The sequence below is a fragment of the Streptomyces sp. NPDC017991 genome (assembly GCF_044328075.1).
Lineage (GTDB): Bacteria > Actinomycetota > Actinomycetes > Streptomycetales > Streptomycetaceae > Streptomyces.
Window position 1 is genome coordinate 399568 of record NZ_JBIRGP010000008.1, and the last position, 19138, is coordinate 418705.

The following is a 19138-nucleotide window of genomic DNA, read 5'->3' on the forward strand; positions in this document are numbered from 1 at the left end:
GGTGCACCGCGGCGCGGTGGGACGCGCTGCGGTACGGCGGCGGATGTGCCGCCTCGGGGGCCGTCCTATGAGAGGGGCCGTCCTACGAAAGGGGTTTTGCGAGGGGTTCAGGCGGGATGGCGGCCGAGCGGGTCGATACGGAGACGGCCCGTGCGGGGGTCGACTCCGACCTCGACCCGGATGTCGTAGACCTCGCCGATGTTCTCCGCGGTGAGGACGTCGACGGGTTTGCCCGCCGCGTGGACGCGGCCGGAACGCATCAGGACCAGCGTGTCCGCGACGCGGGACGCCTGGTCGAGGTCGTGCAGGACCACCCCGACCGCGATGCCGTGCTCCTCGACGAGATCGCGTATCAGGTCGAGGGTCTCGATCTGATAGCGCAGGTCCAGGTGGTTGGTCGGTTCGTCCAGCAGCACCACGCCGGTGTCCTGGGCCAGGCAGGCCGCGAGCCAGACCCGCTGCATCTCCCCGCCGGAGAGTTCTCCGACCGGCCGGCCGGCCATCTCGCGTACGCCGGTGACGCCCATGGCGTGGTCGACGGCACTGCGGTCCTCGGGGGTCGGTCCGGCGAAGCCACGCCGGTACGGGTGCCGCCCGAACGCGACGACCTCCGTGACCGTCAGCCCCTGGGGCGCGGGCCGCGACTGGGAGAACAGCGTGACCTCGCGGGCGAACCGACGGGCGCTGAGCAGGGCCGCGTCACGCTCGTGCGGTCCGTCGGGGGCGCCGAGCGTCAGCCGGCCGCCGTCCGCCCGGTGCAGTCGGGAGAGAGCACGCAGCAGCGTGGACTTCCCGCTCCCGTTCGGCCCCACCAGGGCGGTCGCGCGGCCGGGTGTCAGGGACAGCGAGACACCGTGGACGACCGGTGTGCCGCCGTACCGCAGGACCAGGTCGTGCCCGTTGAGGGCGGCCACCGGCAGGGCGGGGTCGGCCACGGGACGACCGGCGCGCCGGAGGGGGCTTGTGAACATCAGTGGGTCCGGACGCTCGGAGAGGCAGGGAAGACGGCAGTGCCCCGTCCGGCGTTCGCCGAACTAAGGGTTGCCTAACTCCGAGAAGAGTATGTTCCGCTTCCCATGTCGGCAATCAGGAGTTTTGGACAGGCACTACGGGATTCCGGACACCTTCGGACGGGTCGGGAGCTCCGTCGGCCGTGTCGAGGAACGCGCCGGGCGTGGTGCCCATGACCCGCCGGAACGAGGCGATGAAGGTACTGGGCTGCGCGTAGCCGAGCGTCTCCGAAACGGTCGTCACGTCGAGCCCCTCGGCGAGGAGCGTCAGCGCCCGATGGACGCGCAGCACCTGTCGCCACTGCGCGAAGGACAGGCCTGTGGCGTGGCGGAAGGCGCGGGTGATCGTGCGGTCGCTGATCCCCAGCCACCGCGCCCACTCCTCCAGCGAGCGGTTGTCGGCGGGGTCGTCCAGCAGGGCTTCGGCGATCGCGTCGATCCGCGCGTCGCCCGGCAGCTGCAGCGCGAACTGGTGTTCCGACGGCTGGAGCACGTCGAACACGACCGACTCGGCCCGCTGCCTGGCCGCCGTGTCGAGATCCGTACGGGACAGATGCGTCAGCAGCGACTCCAGCAGCGGCGTCATCGCGATCGCTCTCGGCTCCTCCAGCGCGAGGGCCGACGCGAACGCGAGCGGCGCGCGGTCGGGGGCGAAGAAGGCTTCGTAGAACTTCGCCCCCGCGGTCGCCCGGCCCCCGTGCACCACGCCTGCGGGCATCCACAGCCCGTGCCCCTCGGACACGGTGAAGACGCGGTCCGCCACCCGGGACGTGAGCGTTCCGCCGCGTACCCAGACGAGCTCGTGCCGGGGGTGTGCGTGCGGTGCCCACTCCGTGGGGACTCGGGGCACCTGCAGCCCGGCGATGATGGCGAAGGGGGCCACCGCCTGTTCCGGGAACGGCGGGACCCGGAGCACCACGGTGCCCGCCTCGCGCCGCCACATCCCGGGGCTCGCGTCACCACGGGACGATCGGACCATGCGCCCGAGTCTATCCGGGGGGCCGCACCGGCACCGGGACGCCCCTGACCCACGACGAACCGCTCCCCGGCGCTGCGGGCGCCGCGGCCTCCGCGGTGACACAGAACGACTCGGCGCCGCGCAGCGCCGCGGGCGCCGCAAGCCTCGCAGGCACCGCGAGTGGCGCAGAACAGCTCGGCGCCGCTGGTGCCGCGGGCGCCGCGCCCACGCCTCAGCGTCGGAATCCGCCCTCCGAGTCGATGACCTGCCCGGTGATCCACCCGGCCTCGTCCGTGGCGAGCCAGGCGATGAGCCGCGCGGGATCGTCCGGCATTCCCCAGCGCCCGCCCGGGAACATCGAGGCGACCTGCCCGTACGCCTCCCCGGTCAGGTAGCCGGTGTCCACCGGGCCCGGATTGACGGTGTTCACGGTGACGGCGTACTCGGCGAGCGTGGTCGCCAGGGAGCGGGTGACCGAGGCGAGGGCACCCTTCTGCAGGGCGTACGCGATCTCCCCCGGCATCCCGCCCGCGATGTCCTGACCGGACGTCATCATCACGACGCGCCCGCCCGGCGTACGCGCCGGCAACGCGGTACGCAGCCGGGCGTAGGCCTGGACGAGCAGGATCACCGACCGCGTGTCGACGGCCCAGTGCGCGTCGAGCATCGCCGCGTCGATCGCGTCCAGCGGGCCGTCCGAACCGCTGAGCGCGTGGTTGGCGACAAGGATGTCGAGCCGCCCGCCGAGCGCGTCCGCCGCCCGGGCGACCAGCTCGGCCGGGGCGTCCGGTTCGGAGAGGTCACCCGGCCCGTGGACGATCCGGGCGCCGGGATCGCCGAGTGCTCCGCGCACTTCGGCCGCCACCTCCTCCGGCCGGTCCGCGCCCCAGGGCATCGCGGCGTCGTGCGGCACGTGATGGTGCAGATAGACGCTCGCTCCGTACGCGGCCATGCGCCGGGCCACGGCGTAGCCGATCCCCGCGCGCCGGCCGGCACCGGTGACGAGAGCGGTACGCCCGCGCAGCGGCAGCGGCGCGCGGCACAGGTCTTCGGGCACGGGCACGGGTGCGGGTGCGAACTCTGCGGGTGGGGGTGCGGCTGAAGGGAGTTGAGGCATGGCGGACCATGATGGGCGGCGTGCGGGCCGCGCGCACGCCATTTTCCGCGGCGGGGCTCGTCCGTCGATTCACCGACAGCGCCCACCCTCCTCAATCAGCGCCCCAGCGGCCTCAGTCGGACGAGTCCGATCCATGTCTCCGGGCCGGGTTCGGCGTGCGCCGCGCGCACCGCGTACCGGCCCGGTTCGAGGGCGATCCGCAGATGCCCCGCCCCCGTGGCACGCTTCCCCGGCCACGCCGCGTCGAACAGCACGACGGCCCCGGGAACCTCCCAGTGCACCTCGCGGCCCCACGCCGCGGTGGCGAGGGCGGCCGGCACCCCGGCCAGCAGCTCCTGCTCCGAGTCGCCCGCGGACCACCGTACGAACGTGCCGTGTTCGGGCAGGTAGGCGGTGGCGGCCGGTTCGTCGCCCAGGACGAGGGCCGTGGTGTTGCCGACGGGCAGCAGGCCGACGAGGCCCTCCACCTCGCACGCCCTGTCGTAGTCGGAGGCCAGCTCGTCGCCGTCGGCCCCCGTCCAGAACGGCAGCACCACTTCCGGGATCGCTATGAGCGGCCCACCGCCGGACTCGACCCACTCCACCTGTTCGACCCGCTCGACCGAACCGGGGTCCGCATAACTCGCCATGGGCAGAAACTACACGCCCGGACGGACCGTAATTGACGATTCCTTTGCCGACCCCGGAGCTGATACGCGACTGAGTCCGTACGCCCCTCAGCAGCCGCAGTCCTCCGCCCCGACCGGTGCCGTCAACGGGTCGGCGGGACGCCGTTCGCGCCCTGCCCACGTCTCGAACTCGAAGCCCTCGCGCACCCAGTACTCGAACCCGCCGAGCATCTCCTTGACCTGGTAGCCGAGTTCGGCGAGGGCGAGGGCGGCCCGGGCCCCGCCGTCGCAGCCCGGGCCCCAGCAGTAGGTGACTACCGGTACCTGCTTGTCCAGCAGTTGTCCGGCCTGTTCGGGGATCAGGGCGGTGGGCAGGTGGATGGCGCCGGGTACATGACCCTGGTCCCAGGATTCCGTGGACCGGGAGTCGACGACGACGAAGCCGGGGTCGCCGTCACCGCCATCGGCGGCCAGTGCGGCGGCGACATCGGACACGTCGGCGTGGAAGGCGAGGCTCGCCGCGAAGTGGGCGACGGCCTCGGCGGGCGACGCCGGGGCGACGCGCAGAACGGGGTTACGGGTGTTCTGGGTGACGGCGCTGCTCTTCATGCCCCGAATCTACGGCCGCCGATCCCCCACCCAGAAGGCACGATCCACGGCCTCGGGCTTGGTCGGCCGGGGATTCCCCTGCTATTCCTCGGACATGACCGCGTATTCACCGGACGCCACCGACTGGCGCATTCTCGAAGTCCTCCAGCGCGAGGGCCGCACCGGTTTCGCCGAGCTGGCCCGTGCCGTCTCCATGTCCGCGAGCGCGGTCACCGAGCGGGTGCGGCGCCTGGAGGAGGCGGGGGTCATCCAGGGGTACGCGGCGGTCGTGGACCCGGAGAGCCTCGGCCTGCCGATTCTCGCGTTCGTGCGGCTGCGCTACCCGAACGGCAACTACAAGCCGTTCCACGATCTGATCGCGGCCACCCCCGAGATCCTGGAGGCGCACCACGTGACGGGGGACGACTGCTTTGTGATCAAGGTCGCGACCCGTTCCATGAGCCACCTGGAGGAGGTGTCCGGCCGGATCGGCACACTCGGCTCGGTGACGACGAGCGTCGTGTACTCGTCACCCCTGCCACGGCGCCCCCTCGGCCGCTGAAGCCCCGAGCGACCGTCACACCCTTCCTTCCGACCACCGTCACGCTCCCGACGACCGTCACAGCCTCCCCACCGCCTGCCGGGGTCTCCCCCGACGGGCCACCCCGCCACCCTCCGGACGCCACCGGCTGACGGCCGCGTACGTCAGCCGCCGTCGGCGCCCCGCTGCCGGACGACCGACCCCGAGCGCCCCTTCACGACCTCCAGTTGCGCATGGATCCGACGCCGCAGATCCGCGACATGGCTGACGATGCCGACGCTGCGGTCCCGCTCCCGCAGCGAGTCCAGTACGTCCAGGACCTCGTCGAGCGTCTGGTCGTCGAGACTGCCGAAGCCCTCGTCGATGAAGAGCGTGTCCAGCCGGACGCCTCCCGCCTCGTCCGTGACCACGTCCGCGAGGCCCAGCGCGAGCGCGAGGGAGGCGAAGAACGTCTCACCGCCGGAGAGCGTCGCCGTGTCGCGCTCACGCCCGGTCCAGGCGTCGACGACGTGCAGCCCGAGCCCGCTGCGGCCCCGCCCGGCCCGGTCGTCGGAGTGGACGAGGGTGTAGCGCCCGGCGGACATGCGCTGCAGCCGTGCGCTGGCCGCCGCCGCGACCTGTTCCAGCCGGGCCGCGAGGACGTACGACTCCAGGCGCATCCTGCGTTCGTTGTCCGCGGAGGTGCCGGCCGTGAGTGCCGCGAGTCGGGCCACGCGGTCGTGCTCCTCGCGCAGCGGCCCCAGTCGGCGCACGGACGCGGTGGCCCGTTGGGACAGCCGGTCCAGTTCCGTGCAGCGGCGGGCCGCCGCGTCCCGCGCGGAGGCGGCTTCGCGCATGCGCCGCACGGCCACGGCGGCGGTCTGTTCGGCGGTCCGGACGTCGGCGGGCGGCCGGTCCGCGGCGGCGGCCGTCTCGGCCTCCGCGAGCACCGCGCGGACCGTCGCCTCCTCCTGCTGCCAGGCGTCGAGCCGTCGTTGCAGCTCCCGGTGGGCCACGTCGTCGAGGAGGGCCGCCGCGGCGGCCTGCGGCGTGTCGAACCCGGCGCGGAAGGCCGCGTCGGCCAGTCGCCCGTCGGCGTCCTTGAGCCGCTGCGCGGCGTCCGCCGCGACGCGCGCGGTGTCCGCGGCCTCGGTGAGCGTCGAAACCTGCCGCTCCAACTGGGCGGCCCGCTCCGCCACACTGCCCGCCGAACCCCTGGCCTGCGCCAACTCCTCTTCCAGGGTGGCCGTTTCACGGGCGAGGGCGTCCCGGCGGGCGCTGCGTGACGCGCCGCGCACCGCGGCCTCCTGATGGGCGGCGAGCCGGCGCTCGTGCTCGTGCTCGGCCTGCCGGAGCGCCTCACCGGCCGCGTGCAGCCCGGAGGCGGCGTCCCGCGCCTCGGCGTGCCGCCTCTCCAACTCCTCGGCCTGCTCGGCGAGTCGGCCGGTAGGGCTGTCGCCCGCCTCCGCGGTCGCGGCGGCCAGTGCCTCGCGCACCACTCCGAGGCGGCGCTCCTCCTCCGTGCGGCGCTCGTCGGCGCTCTGGTACGCGGCGAGCGCGGCGTCCTCGGCACGCTGGTCGATGTGGCCGTCGACCTTCCGGGCGGGAGCGGGGTGCTCGGTGGCGCCGCAGACGGCGCAGGCCTGCCCGTCCACGAGGCCCGCGGCGAGTTCCGCGGCGATGCCCTTGAGCCGCTGTTCCTTGAGGTCCAGCCAGTGGGTGCGCGCGTCCGCCGCCTCTTCGCGTGCGGCGAGCACGCGCGCGTGGGCCTGGTCGGTGTCCCCGGCGAGCTGGTCGCGCAGCCGGGCCGCCCCGAGCCGCGCCCGGGCCGGCTCGCGCTGCACCGCGAGCTGTTCGGCCCGGGTGGCGGCCTCCTGGGCCGTCTCGATACGGGTCTGGAGCCCTGCCCTGGTCGTCTCCCACTCCGTGAGCCACTGCTCGGCGTCGTGCAGCACGTCCTCGTCGGCGCGCTCCTGGCGGTCCAACTGGACGCGTTCGGTGGCGAGTTCGGTCAGCCGCTGCTCGCCCCGGCGGGCCGACTCCAGTCCGCCCAGCTCTTCGGCGGCCTTGCGGGCGGCGGTCGCGAGCCCCGTGGCCCCGGCCCCGGAGAAGACCTCGGAGAGCTGTGCACGCGCGCGTGCCTCGGCGTCGGCCGCCCGCCGGTGTTCGGTCTCGGTCGCCTCGCGCAGCCCGAGCGCGGGCGCCACCGCCTCGGCCTTGCGGGCCCGCTCCATGCGGGTCCGGTCCTCCCGATGGGCCCCCGAGCGCTCCGCCAGCCGAGCGGCCCGCTCCCTGGCTTCGGCGAACCGCCGCTGCAGCCGCGCCACTTCGCGTACGTCTTCCAGTGCACGGGCCGCGGCGGCCTGCGCCGACTCGGTGGCCGCCTGTGCGCGGTGGGCGATCGTGAACCACTCGCGGGCCGTAGTCCTGTTGATCGCCGCCCACTCCAGCACGGCCTCGGCCAGCCCCGGGTCGCCGGGCGCGAGTTCGGGCAGCGGCAGCTCGACGAGGTCGCCGACCGCCTGCTGCATCCGGTGGGCGCCGGCGAGCAATTCGGCGTCACCGGCGCGTACTTGTGTCTCGGCCGTGCGCCTGCGCTCGGCCAGGCGCTGCTCGACGGCGGCGAAGCGCTGGGTGTCGAAGAGGCGGCCGAGAAGCCTGCCGCGGGCCTCGGCGTCGGCCCGCAGGAAGCGCGCGAAGTCGCCCTGGGGAAGCAGCACGACCTGGCAGAACTGCTCGCGGCTCATACCGAGGAGCTGGGTGATCTCCTCGCCGATCTCCTGGTGCGAGCGGCTGAGGTCCTTCCAGGAGCCGGCGGGCGCGTGGTACTCGCGCAGCCAGCTCTGTGCCTTCTCCGTGGTGGTGCCCGTGCCGCGCTTCTTGGGACGCGCGAAGGGTGGCTGCCGGGTGATCTCCAACCGCCGCCCGGACACGGTGAGTTCGAGCGTCACTTCGGTACGGATGTCGGGGAGCGCGTGGTCGCTGCGCAGCGAACCGCCCTGCCGGGCGCCCGGTACGGAGCCGTACAGCGCGAAGCAGACGGCGTCCAGGACGGAGGTCTTGCCCGCGCCGGTCGGCCCGTGCAGCAGGAAGAGTCCGGCGGTCGACAGGTCGTCGAAGTCGACCTCCTGGGCGCCGCCGAAGGGCCCGAAGGCGGTGATGTGCAGCCGGTGCAGCCTCATCGGGTCCTCTCGGTGCGGAACGCGCGCGGCGGACTGTTCCGGTCGCAGACCGCGGTCACCGGGCGACCTCGCGGACCGTGTCGTCGGCGCGGGCGGTGTCGAACGCGTCCTGGAGCACGGCCTGTTCGCGCTCGTCGGGACCGGCGCCGCGCACATGGGCCACGAAGTCCTCCGCGATCTGCTGGTCGCTGCGGCCCGCGAGCCGCCGGGCGTACGAGACGTCGGGGTCGTCGGGTGCCCGCTCGGGATCGAAGACGAGGCTGAGCGTGTGCGGGAACCGCTCGGTGAGCCGGGCCATGGGGTCGGCGGGGCGCACCGGGTCGGTGAGGGTCGCCTCGACCCACGCCTCCTCGTGGCGCGCCAGTTCCGGATCGGCGAGCAGTTCCTCCAGCTCTCCCCGGACGCGGGCCAGCGCGCGCGGTACGGGGCAGTCGAGGCGCTCGGCCTCCACGGAGCCGTCGGCCCCCAGGTCGACCAGCCACATGCTCTTGCGGTGGTCGGTCTCCGAGAAGGAGTACGGCAGCGGGGAGCCGGAGTAGCGCACGCGCGTGGTGATCCTCTGGCTGCCGTGGAGATGGCCGAGCGCCACGTAGTCGACCCCGTCGAAGACGCCGGCGGGGACGGCGGCGACCCCGCCCACCGTGATGTCCCGCTCGCTGTCGCTGGCCTCGCCGCCCGTGACGAAGGCATGGGCGAGGACTACGGAGCGGGTGCCCGGCGCACGCGTGGCGAGGTCGGCGCGCACCCGGTCCATGGCGGCGGCGAGGACCTGCTCGTGCCCCGCCTTCTCCACGCCGAACTCGTCCTTCACCAGGGCCGGTTCGAGGTACGGCAGCCCGTAGAAGGCCACGTCCCCGAAGGCGTCCTTCAGCAGCACCGGTGTGCCGCAGGCCGAGGGCTCGGTCCGCAGGTGGATGCCCGCGCGGCCGATGAGCCCGGCGCCGACACCGAGCCGGCGTGCGGAGTCGTGGTTCCCGGAGATCATCACCGTGGGCACGCCGAGGTCCGCGAGGCGGTGCAGCACGTCGTCGAAGAGCTCGACCGCGGCGAGCGGGGGCACGGCCCGGTCGTACACGTCCCCCGACACGACCACGGCGTCCACGTCGCGCTCGCGCACGGTCGCGACGAGGTGACCGATGAAAACGGCCTGGGCCCCGAGCATGTTCACGCGGTGGAACGCCCGGCCCAGATGCCAGTCGGAAGTGTGCAGCAATTTCATGAAACCGCTCTGACCTGCATGTTTCCCCCTGACGGACCTGAAAGACCAGCGCCGACCAGCATGGACCCCGATCGGCAACCAACACGCTAACCCCTCTGGGCCGCCGATTCACCACGGGTCGCAACCCATCCCACCTTTAACGGCACATTGCCGTAAATGTCCAAGAGGGCGTGTCGCGGAGGTCTCACCAATCCCACCTACATCCCGGAGCCTGCCCTCAGTTGACGGGTTCGTCGGGTGCACGCGCTGCACGTGGCGCAGGCAGCGGGTGCCCTTTTCGGACGCACTCATCAATTGGGGTGTGTTTCCCTCATGGCGCGCAGGATGATCTGCGTGACCCCGCGTTGTCCGCGAGCGTTGGGGTGTACCGGTGCCGCCGGACTACTGGGGATCAGGGGCTCGATCCATCGTGTGTCCTGGGCTGAGCACGCGCTGTGCTTCCGGGATTCGGTTTCGGTGTCCACATAGGTGGCGTCGGCTGTCTGGGCCTGTTGCCGCAGTACCTTGTTGAGCTGGTCTTCCCTCTCCCGCAGGTACGCGATATCGCCGGGAGCAAGAGGAAGGGCGCGTCCGCATCCCGTGCCGCCGGGCGGCAGGATCGCGGGGTAGCCGACGATGTAGAGGTGCGCCTGGGGTGCACGCCGCCCGATCTCCTGCATCAGGGCGGACAGTGCTGTTCTCAGCGCTGTCATCCGCTGCTGCGTACTGTCGGTGCCGTCCTTGACGTAGCGCTCGCGGCAGGGAGCGTCGATGGAGACGTCCTTGTGGCGGGTGATGATCTTGTACGCCGCTCCCATGGTGAGGCAGCGGGTCAGCATGCTGCTGAAGCCGACGTCATTGCCTCCGATGCCGACGGTCACGAGCCGGGTTCGGCGGGAAAGGGCGGAGAGCTGTGCGGGATTGCGGCCGTTGTCGGTGGACTGAGGCGAGGTGAAGTCCGCTGTCGTCGCGCCGCCGCAGCTCATATCGCGGAACATGCCCGGTGTGAGCTTGAGCTGGGCGGCGAGCAGCGCCGGGTAGTTGTGGTCGGAGCGGTCACAGCCGGCGGGCTTGCCGCTTCGAGCCGGTATGCGTGGACCGGAAGTGTAGGAGTCACCGAGGGCGACATAGGGGCCCTGCAGGTCGCTGTGCCCGGCAGTGTCGCTGTCCTGACGGGTCTCGGCGACGGCGACGGTCAGGACTGTTACGGACAGGAGGATTCCGGTCAGGACGACGCGTAGGTGGGTCACGGTGCCGTGTGTCCCCTCTTCTGGGTGGGCGTGATCGGTCGGAGGCAGGGCGGGCACGGGGAGGTCTCGGGCGACTTGGCAGCGTCCGTGGGGGTCGGTGCAAGGCACCGGTCGCCTCGTACGTCACCGCGGCGGTGGCATCAGTCCGGACTGGTAGGCGAAGGCGACGAGCTGTGCGCGATCGCGGGCGCCCGTCTTGGTTTTGGCCCGCTGGACGTGGGTGCGGACGGTCAGGGGGCTGAGGAAGAGTGCGTCGGCGATCTCGTCGTTGGATTTGCCCTCCGCGACCACGGCCAGCACCTCGCGCTCTCGCGGAGTGAGGCCGCTGAATCGCTCGGGGGCAGGGGCGACGGAGCTGGGCACGGGCAGGGCGAGGAAGCGGGTGATCAGTGAGCGGGTGGCTGCGGGTGACAGCAGGGCGTCACCGGAGGCGACCGTGCGGATGCCGTCGAGGAAGGCGTCGGCAGTGGTGCTCTTGCCGAGGAAGCCGCTCGCACCCAGGTGCAGGGCCTGGGCGACGTGCTCGTCGGTCTGGAACGTGGTGAGGATCAGGACGCGGGTGTCCTGCAGCTCGCTCCGGTCGCAGATGGCGGCGGTCGCGGCCAGTCCGTCGGTGCCGGGCATGCGGATGTCCATCAGAACGACGTCCGGGCGGTGGAGGTCGGCCAGTGTGACGGCCTGCTGCCCGTCGGCGGCCTCGGCGGCGACCTCCATGTCGTCACAGGAGTCGATCAGTACCCGGAAGGTCGCTCGCAGCAGGGCCTGGTCGTCGGCAATCAGTACGCGGATCGTCATGGAACTTTCTCTCTGGTCAGGCGCTGATGGGAAGTTCGGCCGTGACGGAGTAGCCGCCTTCCGGGCAGCGCCCCGCACGAAAGCTGCCCCCGGCGGACTGGGCGCGTTCTCGCATGCTGATGAGACCGAAGCCTCCGCCGGGTGCCCGCGGGGGCGTGATCGGGCTTCTGTCATTGCTCACGGTGATCGTCAACTGCTCCTGGCCGTAGACGAGGTGGACATGTGCCGTGTTCACCGCGGCGTGTTTGGCAACATTGGTGAGCGCTTCCTGCACGATCCGGAAGGCAGCCAGGTCCACCCCGGCCGACAGGGTCTTCGCGGCGCCTTCGACAGCGATCGTGATGTGCAGTGCGGCGGCGGCGAAGGCGGCGACCAGATCCGGAAGCCGGTCGAGTCCGGGTGCGGGGTTCAGCGATTCCTCGGCGCTCTCGGGCTGGCGCAACAGGCCCACGGTTGCCTCAAGTTCGCGCAGCGCCGCCGTGGTCGTGCCGGTGAGTTCGGTGAGGATGCGGCCGGTCTGCGCGGGACGCGTGGAAAACAGGTGGGCGGCTGTGCCGGCCTGGGCGTTGGCGAGGGCCATGTGGTGGGCCACCACGTCGTGCAGTTCCCGGGCGATACGGATGCGTTCTTCGGTGACGCGGCGTTGTGCCTCCTCATGGCGGGTGCGTTCGGCGTCCTCGGCGCGGGTGCGGACGGTGTCCATGTACGCGCGGCGCGCTCGTACGGCCAGTCCGTGCAGGATGGGCAGCAGGATCCAGAAGGCCAGGCTCACCGTCTCGTTCGCCCAGGGTTCGTCCTCCGCATCCCAGCGCAGCGCGGTGGGCACGAGGATGACGGCAACCAGGAGACCGTGGAGCCGGATGGCTCGCTGAGAGGCCTGGAGAGTCAGTTCGTACAGGGCGACGATGACCGGGAGCAGCAGGAGGGGTCCGAAGTCGCTGCCCCGGGCACCTGCGACGGCGGTGCCGAGGGTGGTGAGGACGACGACGGCGCCGGGGTGTCGGCGGCGCGCCGGCAGGCTCGTACAGGTGACTGCCGCGAGGGCGAAGCCGGGCCACCACAGGGTGTCGTCGCCGGCCCGGCGGTACTGGTTACTGGTGGCCGCATAGATCAACAGGAGGAAGGCCGCTTCGACCAGGCGGGGGTGGCGATCGATGCGACGTCGCAGGCGGGTGACCATGGTTTCTCCGAGCAGTACGGTGACCGTGGGCTGAAGAAGTGGACGGCGTGGAGGCCGGTCCGGGCCGCTCCGGGACCGGGGCGGAGCGGCCCGGCCGGCACGTGCGTCAGACCGTCACGGAGGGCCGTGGATCGTCGGCGGGCAGATCATTCGGCGCGGAGACCTGCTGGGTGAGTGCTTCGCCCTCGACGTCGACGCGGGGCATCAGCCGGTCCAGCCGGCGCGGCAGCCACCATGCCCGCTTGCCGAGGAGCGCCAGGACCGCGGGCACGAAGGCCATACGGACGACGAAGGCGTCGAAGAAGACGGCACTGGCCAGTCCGAAGCCGACCATCTTGACCAGGGATTCGCCGCCCGTCATGAACCCGCCGAACACCGCCATCATGATCAGCGCTGCCGCTCCCACGACCTGGGCGCTGTGCCGGAATCCGGTGACGATGGCCTGGTCGGGCCCTTCTCCGTGGATGTGCGCTTCCCGGATCCGGGAGACGAGGAAGACCTGATAGTCCATGGCGAGGCCGAAGACGATACCCACCAGGAAGATGGGCATGGTGCTCATGATCGGGCCGGTTTCGTCGACGCCGAACAGGCCGGCTCCGTGGCCCTGTTGGAAGACCGTGACGATCGCGCCGAGGGCCGCGCCGACGGACAGCAGGAATCCGAGGGCGGCCTTGAGCGGCACCAGGAGCGAACGGAAGACCAGGGCCAGGAGGAGGAAGGCGAGACCGACGACGACCGCGAGGTAGGGAATGAGGGCGTCCTGCATCTTCTGGCCCACGTCGATGTTCAGGGCGGTGGTGCCGGTGACTTTGAAGTCGGCGCCGGTGGAGGACTCCACCGCACCGCGCTCGCCGCGGATGGTGTGCACCAGGTCCTGCGTCTGCCGGCTGGTGGGTGCGGTCGAGGGGACAGCGGCGATCACGGCTGTGTCTTCGGCCTCGTTGAACCGTGCCGGGGAGACGGAGACGACTCCCTCGGTGCCGGTGAGTTTGTCGGAGACCGCTGTCACGGCCGCCTGCGGGTCCTTGGCCTCCTTGACGTCGACCACCACGGTCAGCGGGCCGTTGAAGCCCGGTCCGAAGCCCTCGGCGAGCGCGTCGTAGGCGCGGCGCTCGGTGGTCGCGGTCGACTTGGCCTCATCGCCGGGCATGCCCATCCGCAGGTCCAGCGACGGCACCGCGAGCGCCCCGAGGCCGATCACCGACAGGAGCAGGACGGGCAGCGGGCGGCGCACCACGAACTGCGCCCAGCGAACACCCCGGGGGGCCTTCGTGGTGGTGCCGGCCGTCCTGGTCCTGCCGACGAGGCTGAGGATCTTGGCGCGGGAGCGGCGTCCCCCCTTGCGGTCACGGCGCGAGAGCACCGCATCGGGCCAGAAGCCCAGGAGTGCAGGCACGGCGGTCAGGGCGATCAGGACTCCGACCATGACGGCGCCCGCCGAGCCGATGCCCATCTTGCTGAGCATCGGGACGCCGACGACGGAGAGACCCAGCAGAGCGATGACGACGGTGAGTCCGGCGAAGACGACCGCGCTTCCGGCCGTACCCACGGCCAGGGCCGTCGCCTCCTGCGGCTGGTGTCCCTTGGCCCGCTCCTCCCGGTAGCGGGAGACCACGAACAGGGAGTAGTCGATGCCGACGGCGAGGCCGAGCATCATCGCCAGTTCACCGACCGTCGAGGAGAATCCGAAGGCACTGCTCAAAGCGGTGATTCCGGCCAGGCTGATGCTGACGCCGAGGATGGCGGTGAGCAGGGGGAGGCCGGCGGCGGCGAGTGAGCCGAAGGTGATCAGCAGCACCACTGCGGCGACGAGAACGCCGAGTACTTCGCCCAGGCCCTGCGCGGCTTCGGTCTCCAGCGCGGAGCCGCCGACCTCGACGGTCAGGCCCGCGTCCCGGGCCTGCTCGACCGCCTTGGTCAGGTCCGTCTTGCTGGCGTCGGTGAGATCGTCGCCGGCGACCTTGTAGGTGACGGTGGCGTACGCGGTCGACTTGTCCTTGCTGACCGCGTTCGTGTCGAAGGGGCCGGCCGCGTCGGCGACCTGCGGCCCGCCAGCCACCGCCGTGACGAGTTCACCGATGGCCGACCGGCCGGCGGCGGAGGTGACCTGCCGGCCGTGTTCCGCGACGAACACGATGCGGGCCTCCGCGCCGTCCGCTTCGGCGCCAGGGAACCGCTCATTGATCAGGTCGAATGCCTGCTGGGACTCGATGCCCGGCAGGGAGGAGGAGTCCTCCGACGCCTCGGATGCGCTGGAGGCCCCGAGGAATACGGCAGCCAGTACGGCCGCCCAGGCCAGCACCACGGTGCCGCGCCTCCGGAAGGCCCAGCGGCCCACCCGGTGCAAGAAAGTCGCCATGAAAGACATCTCCATATCTGGATATCGGGAACGTCATTCACCCTGCCGGGCCGACCGCATTCGTGTCGTCGGCCGTATCGACGATCCCCCGTACTCAAAAACAAGTAGGGCTCGGCGGGGGCGTGATATCCCGCCGGTAGTCCTCTGCGACAAAGGGCAGGAGGCCGTGCAGAACAGGACGGCGGCACACTTGGCGGAACACGCCGTCGGTTCCGGTGAGGCGCTCGGTGTGTCGGTTACCGCCCGCTGTTCGCGACAGCGCTTCGACGGGCTCGGGCCATTTTCAGGAATTGCCGGCGGAGCTGTCGGAATTCAACGGCAGCAGGACGCGGAACGTGGCGCCCTCCCCAGGCTGAGAGCACACCTCCACGCGGCCCTGGTGAGCGGTCACCAGGGAGCGGACGATGGACAGGCCAAGTCCGGTACCGCCGGTCTGTGTCCGGCCGCGGGCGGTGTCGGCACGGTAGAAGCGGTCGAAGACGTGAGTGACCTGTTCGGCTGTCATCCCTGGCCCCTCATCGCTGAGTTCGAGGATGGCCTCGTCCTGCACGGTGCCGACGCCGATGCGTACCGGCGTGCCGGGCGGGGTGTGGGCGATGGCGTTGCCGACGAGGTTGGAGGTCACCTGTCGCAGGCGTGACTCGTCGCCCAGAACCGGGGCTCCACCGGGCGGGCCGCCGCCCGGGCCGGTCAGGGTGACGGGACGGTCGGGTGCCATGGCCCGCAGGTCGTGCAGGGCGTCGGCGGCCAGGGTGCGCAGGTCCATCGGAGTCAGGCGAACAGTCAGATGCGCGTCTGCGGTGGCGTCTTCGTCGAGCCGGGCGAGCAGCAGCAGTTCCTCGACGATGCGGACCAGGCGGGCCGCTTCACCTTCGATACGGCCCATGGCGGCATCGACGTCCGCGCGCCGGGGCATGCCGCCCATCCGGTACAGCTCGGTGAAGCCCTTGATCCCGAACAGCGGGGTGCGCAGTTCGTGGCTGGCGTCCGCGATGAAGGTCCGCATGCGCGCGTTGGTGGCCGCGCGGGCGGCGTCACCGGCTTCGATGCGGTCCAGCATGCCGTTGAGGGCGGCGGACAACCGGCCCAGTTCCGTGCGCTGGGTGGCCGGCTGCGGCACCCGGCTGGACAGGTCCCCGCCCGCGATGGCGGCTGCTGTCTTCTCCATACGCCGCAACGGCCGCAAGCCGGCCCGCACCGCGAACCAGGCGACGACGCCCAACCCGATGAGCACCACCGCGTCGATCACCAGCATCCACACGCCCAGGTGCCGGATCGTCGTATGGACCGGAGCCAGGGAACCGGCCACCACGACGCTGCCGCCCTTGCCCGCCTCGACGTCCTGACCCGGGGTCAGAGGAGTGGCGATGACACGCCACTCCTCACCGTCGCCCTCGGCCGCCACCTGGAAGGGGCGCTGTTCGCGGACGGCGACCGCCGCTGTGTCCAGGACGGGAAGAGGCGGGGCGCTGTGCGTAGCCGGACGCAGCGTACGCCGCAGTCGCCCCTCGGAATCGAGGTAGACGACGTAGACGTCGCCCGTCAGGTCGCGCTCCACTGCCTCGCGCAGCTCCGGTGCCGTCTCACCGGGCACGTCCTCCAGGTTCGACAGCCGCGCCGCCGTCGCGGCAGCGGCGCGCAGCCGGTCTTCCAACTGGTGCACCAGCTGCCGCTCCAGCAGGGTGACGAGTACGGCGTTGCTGGCCAGCAGGGCGGTGACGACCAGCGACAGCGTGATGGCCACGACCCGCCCGCGCAGCGACATCCGACTGATCGGCCCGCGCGCGGTGGCGGTACTCATGCGCGGGACCTGCGCAGCACGTAGCCGGTCCCCCGCACCGTGTGGATCAGCTTCGGTTCCGCGATGTCGATCTTGCGGCGCAGGTAGCTGATGTAGGACGCGACGATGGAGTCGTCACCGTCGAAGTCGTAGTGCCAGACCTGGTCCAGAAGCTGATGCCTGGACAGGACCTGGCCGGCGTTCTCCATCAGCACGCGCAGCAGACTGAACTCGGTCGGAGACAGTTGCACCGGCCGGCCGCCGCGGGTCACCTCGTGGCTGTCGGGATCGAGCTCCAGGTCGTCCACCACCAGGAGCCCGTCGGGCCGACGGCCGCTGGTTCGGCGCAGCACGGCCTGGATGCGCAGGATGAGTTCCTCAAGGTTGAAGGGCTTGGTGACATAGTCGTCCCCGCCTGCCCGCAGACCGCTGATGCGGTCCTCCGCCGCGTCCCGGGCGGTCAGAAAGAGGATCGGCGGCTGCCCGATTCCCGGACCGGAGGGGTCCTCACGCAGACGACGTGCCACCTCGAAGCCGTCGAGGTCGGGCAGCATCACATCCAGGACGATCAGGTCGGGTCGGTTGTCGCGGACCGCTTCCAGTGCTCGGCCGCCCGTCCGGGCCGCGGTCACCTCGAAGCCGGCCAGCCGCAGGCTGGCGGACAGCAGCTCACAGAGCGTGGGCTCGTCCTCGACCAGCAGCAGTCGTTGTGTCGTCGCCATGGCACCTGTCCCCGACCGATGATCCTCTGTCTTCACTGTCCCGCCCCGCTACGCGTCTCGCTTGCGGAAGACGATGAATGCCGCTGCCATCAGAAACGCCACGGACCCCACCATGACACCCACCCCCGCCCAGGGACTCAGCAGGTCGGGGTCCTGGTAACTGGTGATGATCTGCCCGCCTGCGATCGGCGGCCAGTACTTCGACACCCGGTCGCCCAGTCCTCCGGGCAGGGCCGGAGCGAATGCCTGAACAATCAGCATCACCCCGAAGAGTGTGGTCACCGTTGCCGTCGTGGAGCGGATCACCGTGCCCAGAGCCAGTCCGAAGAGCGCGGCCAGTGCCAGGTACAAGCCACCACCGAAGATGCCGCGCAGTGCCACGCCGTCGGAGAGCGCCAGGTGCGGAGCGCCCGCCCCGGACAGCGACGCCTGCCCGACCAGAAACCCGCCCAGCGACACCGCGATCCCGACCGGGAGCGCCACGCCCACCAGCACCACCGCCTTGGATGCCAGCACCTGTGCCCGGTGCGGAACCCCGATCAGAGTGGGGACGATCGTTCGGGCGCCGTACTCAGATGTGATGACCAGGCCGCCCAGCAGACCGAGCGCGATCTGCGCGAGCAGGTAACCGCGCAGGCTGGTGGCCAGCGGGTCGAACGACGCCTGGTCCGCGGGGCTCAGGTCCGCGAACTCGCTGCCGGCGGACGAGCCGTTCAGCGCGGCGAGTCCGAGGCAGAACGCCAGGGTGCCCAGGATCACGTACAACGTCGACCGCATCGTACGAATCTTGATCCACTCGGCATGCAGGCAGTGCCAGAAGGTCACCCTCCCCTCCCTCGCACGACGCGGTTGCGGCCGAAGACGGGGCATGAGCGGGCGCCGACGGGCTTTCGTCGCCCGGACAACGGTTTGCGTGGTCGAACGTGTCATCGGGTCGTCTCCTTCTCCGACTGGTACTCCACCGCATCCCGGGTCAGATCCATGAACGCCCTTTCCAGCGACACCTGGCGCGGAGCAAGCTCGTGCAGCTCCACCCCGTTGGCCGACGCCAGCGCGCCGATCTCGGCGGCCTCCAAGCCCGTCACCACCAGAGCGTCGCCGCTCTCGGTCCGCACCTCGACGGCTGCGCTGAGCATGCCGCGCAGTTCCCCGGACTGGGGACTGCGGACAAAGACCTCGCGCTCGGAGTGAGCCTCGATGAAGTCCTTCATCGAGGTGTCGGCGATCAGCCGTCCCCTGCCGATGACAATGAGGTGGTCGGCAGTCAGTTCCATCTCGCTCATCAGATGGCTCGACATCAGAACCGCGCGTCCTTCCGCCGCCATCCTCCGCATCAGCGAGCGGATCCACACGATGCCCTCCGGGTCCAGCCCGTTGAGCGGCTCATCGAAGACCAGCACTGGAGGATCGCCCAGCAGAGCCGCCGCGATCCCCAGCCGTTGACGCATCCCGAGGGAGAACGTCCCCGCACGTCGGCGGCTCACGTTCTCCAGGCCGACGTCCGCCAGCACCGCCTTGACCCGGCTGCTCGGGATGCCATTGCCTGCCGCCAGCGCCAGCAGATGGTGATAGGCGGTGCGGCTGGGCAGCACCGCGCCCGGATCCAGGAGCGCCCCGACCTCCTTCAGCGGCGTGGGCTGCTCGGCGTACGGCCGCCCACCCACAGTCGCGGTCCCGGAACTGGCGGCGTCCAGGCCCACGATCATCCGCAGGGTGGTCGACTTGCCGGCACCGTTGGGCCCCAGGAACCCCGTCACTTCCCCGGGCCGGACAGCGAACGTCAGATCGTCCACGGCCAGGACCTCGCCATAACGCTTTGACAGGCCACGTACTTCGATCATCGAGACTCCAGACCGGCGGCGGTGCACGCG

General features: G+C 71.3%; 16 protein-coding genes. 1 reads left to right on the forward strand and 15 read right to left on the reverse strand.

What is annotated here, in order from left to right; translation table 11 throughout:
- Positions 1-107: 107 nt before the first annotated feature.
- From ACH4DZ_RS24825 to ACH4DZ_RS24845, 5 genes are all read right to left on the reverse strand, one after another.
- Positions 108-971, reverse strand: coding sequence for an ABC transporter ATP-binding protein (locus ACH4DZ_RS24825; RefSeq protein WP_398289499.1), 864 nt, complete (start codon positions 969-971; stop codon positions 108-110).
- 115 nt (positions 972-1086) lie between these two features.
- Positions 1087-1989, reverse strand: coding sequence for a helix-turn-helix domain-containing protein (locus ACH4DZ_RS24830; RefSeq protein ID WP_398289500.1), 903 nt, complete (start codon positions 1987-1989; stop codon positions 1087-1089).
- Positions 1990-2200: 211 nt separating this feature from the next.
- The gene (locus ACH4DZ_RS24835; RefSeq protein ID WP_398289501.1) at positions 2201-3085 is read right to left on the reverse strand and encodes an SDR family oxidoreductase; all 885 of its coding nucleotides are present in this window, start codon (positions 3083-3085) and stop codon (positions 2201-2203) included.
- A 95-nt stretch (positions 3086-3180) separates the two neighbouring features.
- The gene (locus tag ACH4DZ_RS24840; RefSeq protein WP_398289502.1) at positions 3181-3714 is read right to left on the reverse strand and encodes an immunity 21 family protein; all 534 of its coding nucleotides are present in this window, start codon (positions 3712-3714) and stop codon (positions 3181-3183) included.
- An 87-nt stretch (positions 3715-3801) separates the two neighbouring features.
- On the reverse strand, positions 3802-4302 hold the full coding sequence (locus ACH4DZ_RS24845; protein ID WP_398289503.1) for a rhodanese-like domain-containing protein: 501 nt from the start codon (positions 4300-4302) through the stop codon (positions 3802-3804).
- A gap of 94 nt (positions 4303-4396) precedes the next feature.
- Here ACH4DZ_RS24845 and ACH4DZ_RS24850 point away from each other — a divergent pair, with 94 nt between their 5' ends.
- Positions 4397-4843 carry an Lrp/AsnC family transcriptional regulator gene (locus ACH4DZ_RS24850; protein ID WP_107018741.1) on the forward strand — a complete coding sequence of 149 codons (447 nt, stop codon included), beginning with the start codon at positions 4397-4399 and terminating at the stop codon, positions 4841-4843.
- A 143-nt stretch (positions 4844-4986) separates the two neighbouring features.
- Here the strand turns inward: ACH4DZ_RS24850 and ACH4DZ_RS24855 are convergent, their stop codons facing one another.
- From ACH4DZ_RS24855 to ACH4DZ_RS24900, 10 genes are all read right to left on the reverse strand, one after another.
- Positions 4987-7983: an AAA family ATPase gene (locus tag ACH4DZ_RS24855; RefSeq protein WP_398289504.1), complete on the reverse strand. Its 2997-nt coding sequence runs from the start codon at positions 7981-7983 to the stop codon at positions 4987-4989.
- Between the two features lie 55 nt (positions 7984-8038).
- Complete coding sequence (locus ACH4DZ_RS24860) at positions 8039-9202, reverse strand: exonuclease SbcCD subunit D (RefSeq protein ID WP_398289506.1); 1164 nt, start codon at positions 9200-9202, stop codon at positions 8039-8041.
- A gap of 290 nt (positions 9203-9492) precedes the next feature.
- Positions 9493-10431: an SGNH/GDSL hydrolase family protein gene (locus tag ACH4DZ_RS24865; RefSeq protein ID WP_398289507.1), complete on the reverse strand. Its 939-nt coding sequence runs from the start codon at positions 10429-10431 to the stop codon at positions 9493-9495.
- A gap of 123 nt (positions 10432-10554) precedes the next feature.
- Entirely contained in the window at positions 10555-11226 is a 672-nt protein-coding gene (locus tag ACH4DZ_RS24870; protein ID WP_398289508.1) for a response regulator, read from the reverse strand.
- A 16-nt stretch (positions 11227-11242) separates the two neighbouring features.
- Positions 11243-12406 carry a sensor histidine kinase gene (locus tag ACH4DZ_RS24875; RefSeq protein ID WP_398289509.1) on the reverse strand — a complete coding sequence of 388 codons (1164 nt, stop codon included), beginning with the start codon at positions 12404-12406 and terminating at the stop codon, positions 11243-11245.
- 106 nt (positions 12407-12512) lie between these two features.
- Positions 12513-14765 (reverse strand): MMPL family transporter, encoded by a 2253-nt coding sequence (locus ACH4DZ_RS24880; RefSeq protein ID WP_398289510.1) that lies wholly within the window; start codon positions 14763-14765, stop codon positions 12513-12515.
- Between the two features lie 283 nt (positions 14766-15048).
- Complete coding sequence (locus ACH4DZ_RS24885) at positions 15049-16566, reverse strand: ATP-binding protein (RefSeq protein ID WP_398289511.1); 1518 nt, start codon at positions 16564-16566, stop codon at positions 15049-15051.
- On the reverse strand, positions 16563-17267 hold the full coding sequence (locus ACH4DZ_RS24890; protein WP_398289512.1) for a response regulator transcription factor: 705 nt from the start codon (positions 17265-17267) through the stop codon (positions 16563-16565). The genes ACH4DZ_RS24885 and ACH4DZ_RS24890 overlap by 4 nt, the downstream gene beginning before the upstream one ends.
- 48 nt (positions 17268-17315) lie before the next feature.
- Positions 17316-18092, reverse strand: coding sequence for an ABC transporter permease (locus ACH4DZ_RS24895; protein ID WP_398289513.1), 777 nt, complete (start codon positions 18090-18092; stop codon positions 17316-17318).
- 101 nt (positions 18093-18193) lie between these two features.
- Positions 18194-19108 (reverse strand): ABC transporter ATP-binding protein, encoded by a 915-nt coding sequence (locus ACH4DZ_RS24900; RefSeq protein WP_398289514.1) that lies wholly within the window; start codon positions 19106-19108, stop codon positions 18194-18196.
- Positions 19109-19138 lie beyond the last annotated feature (30 nt).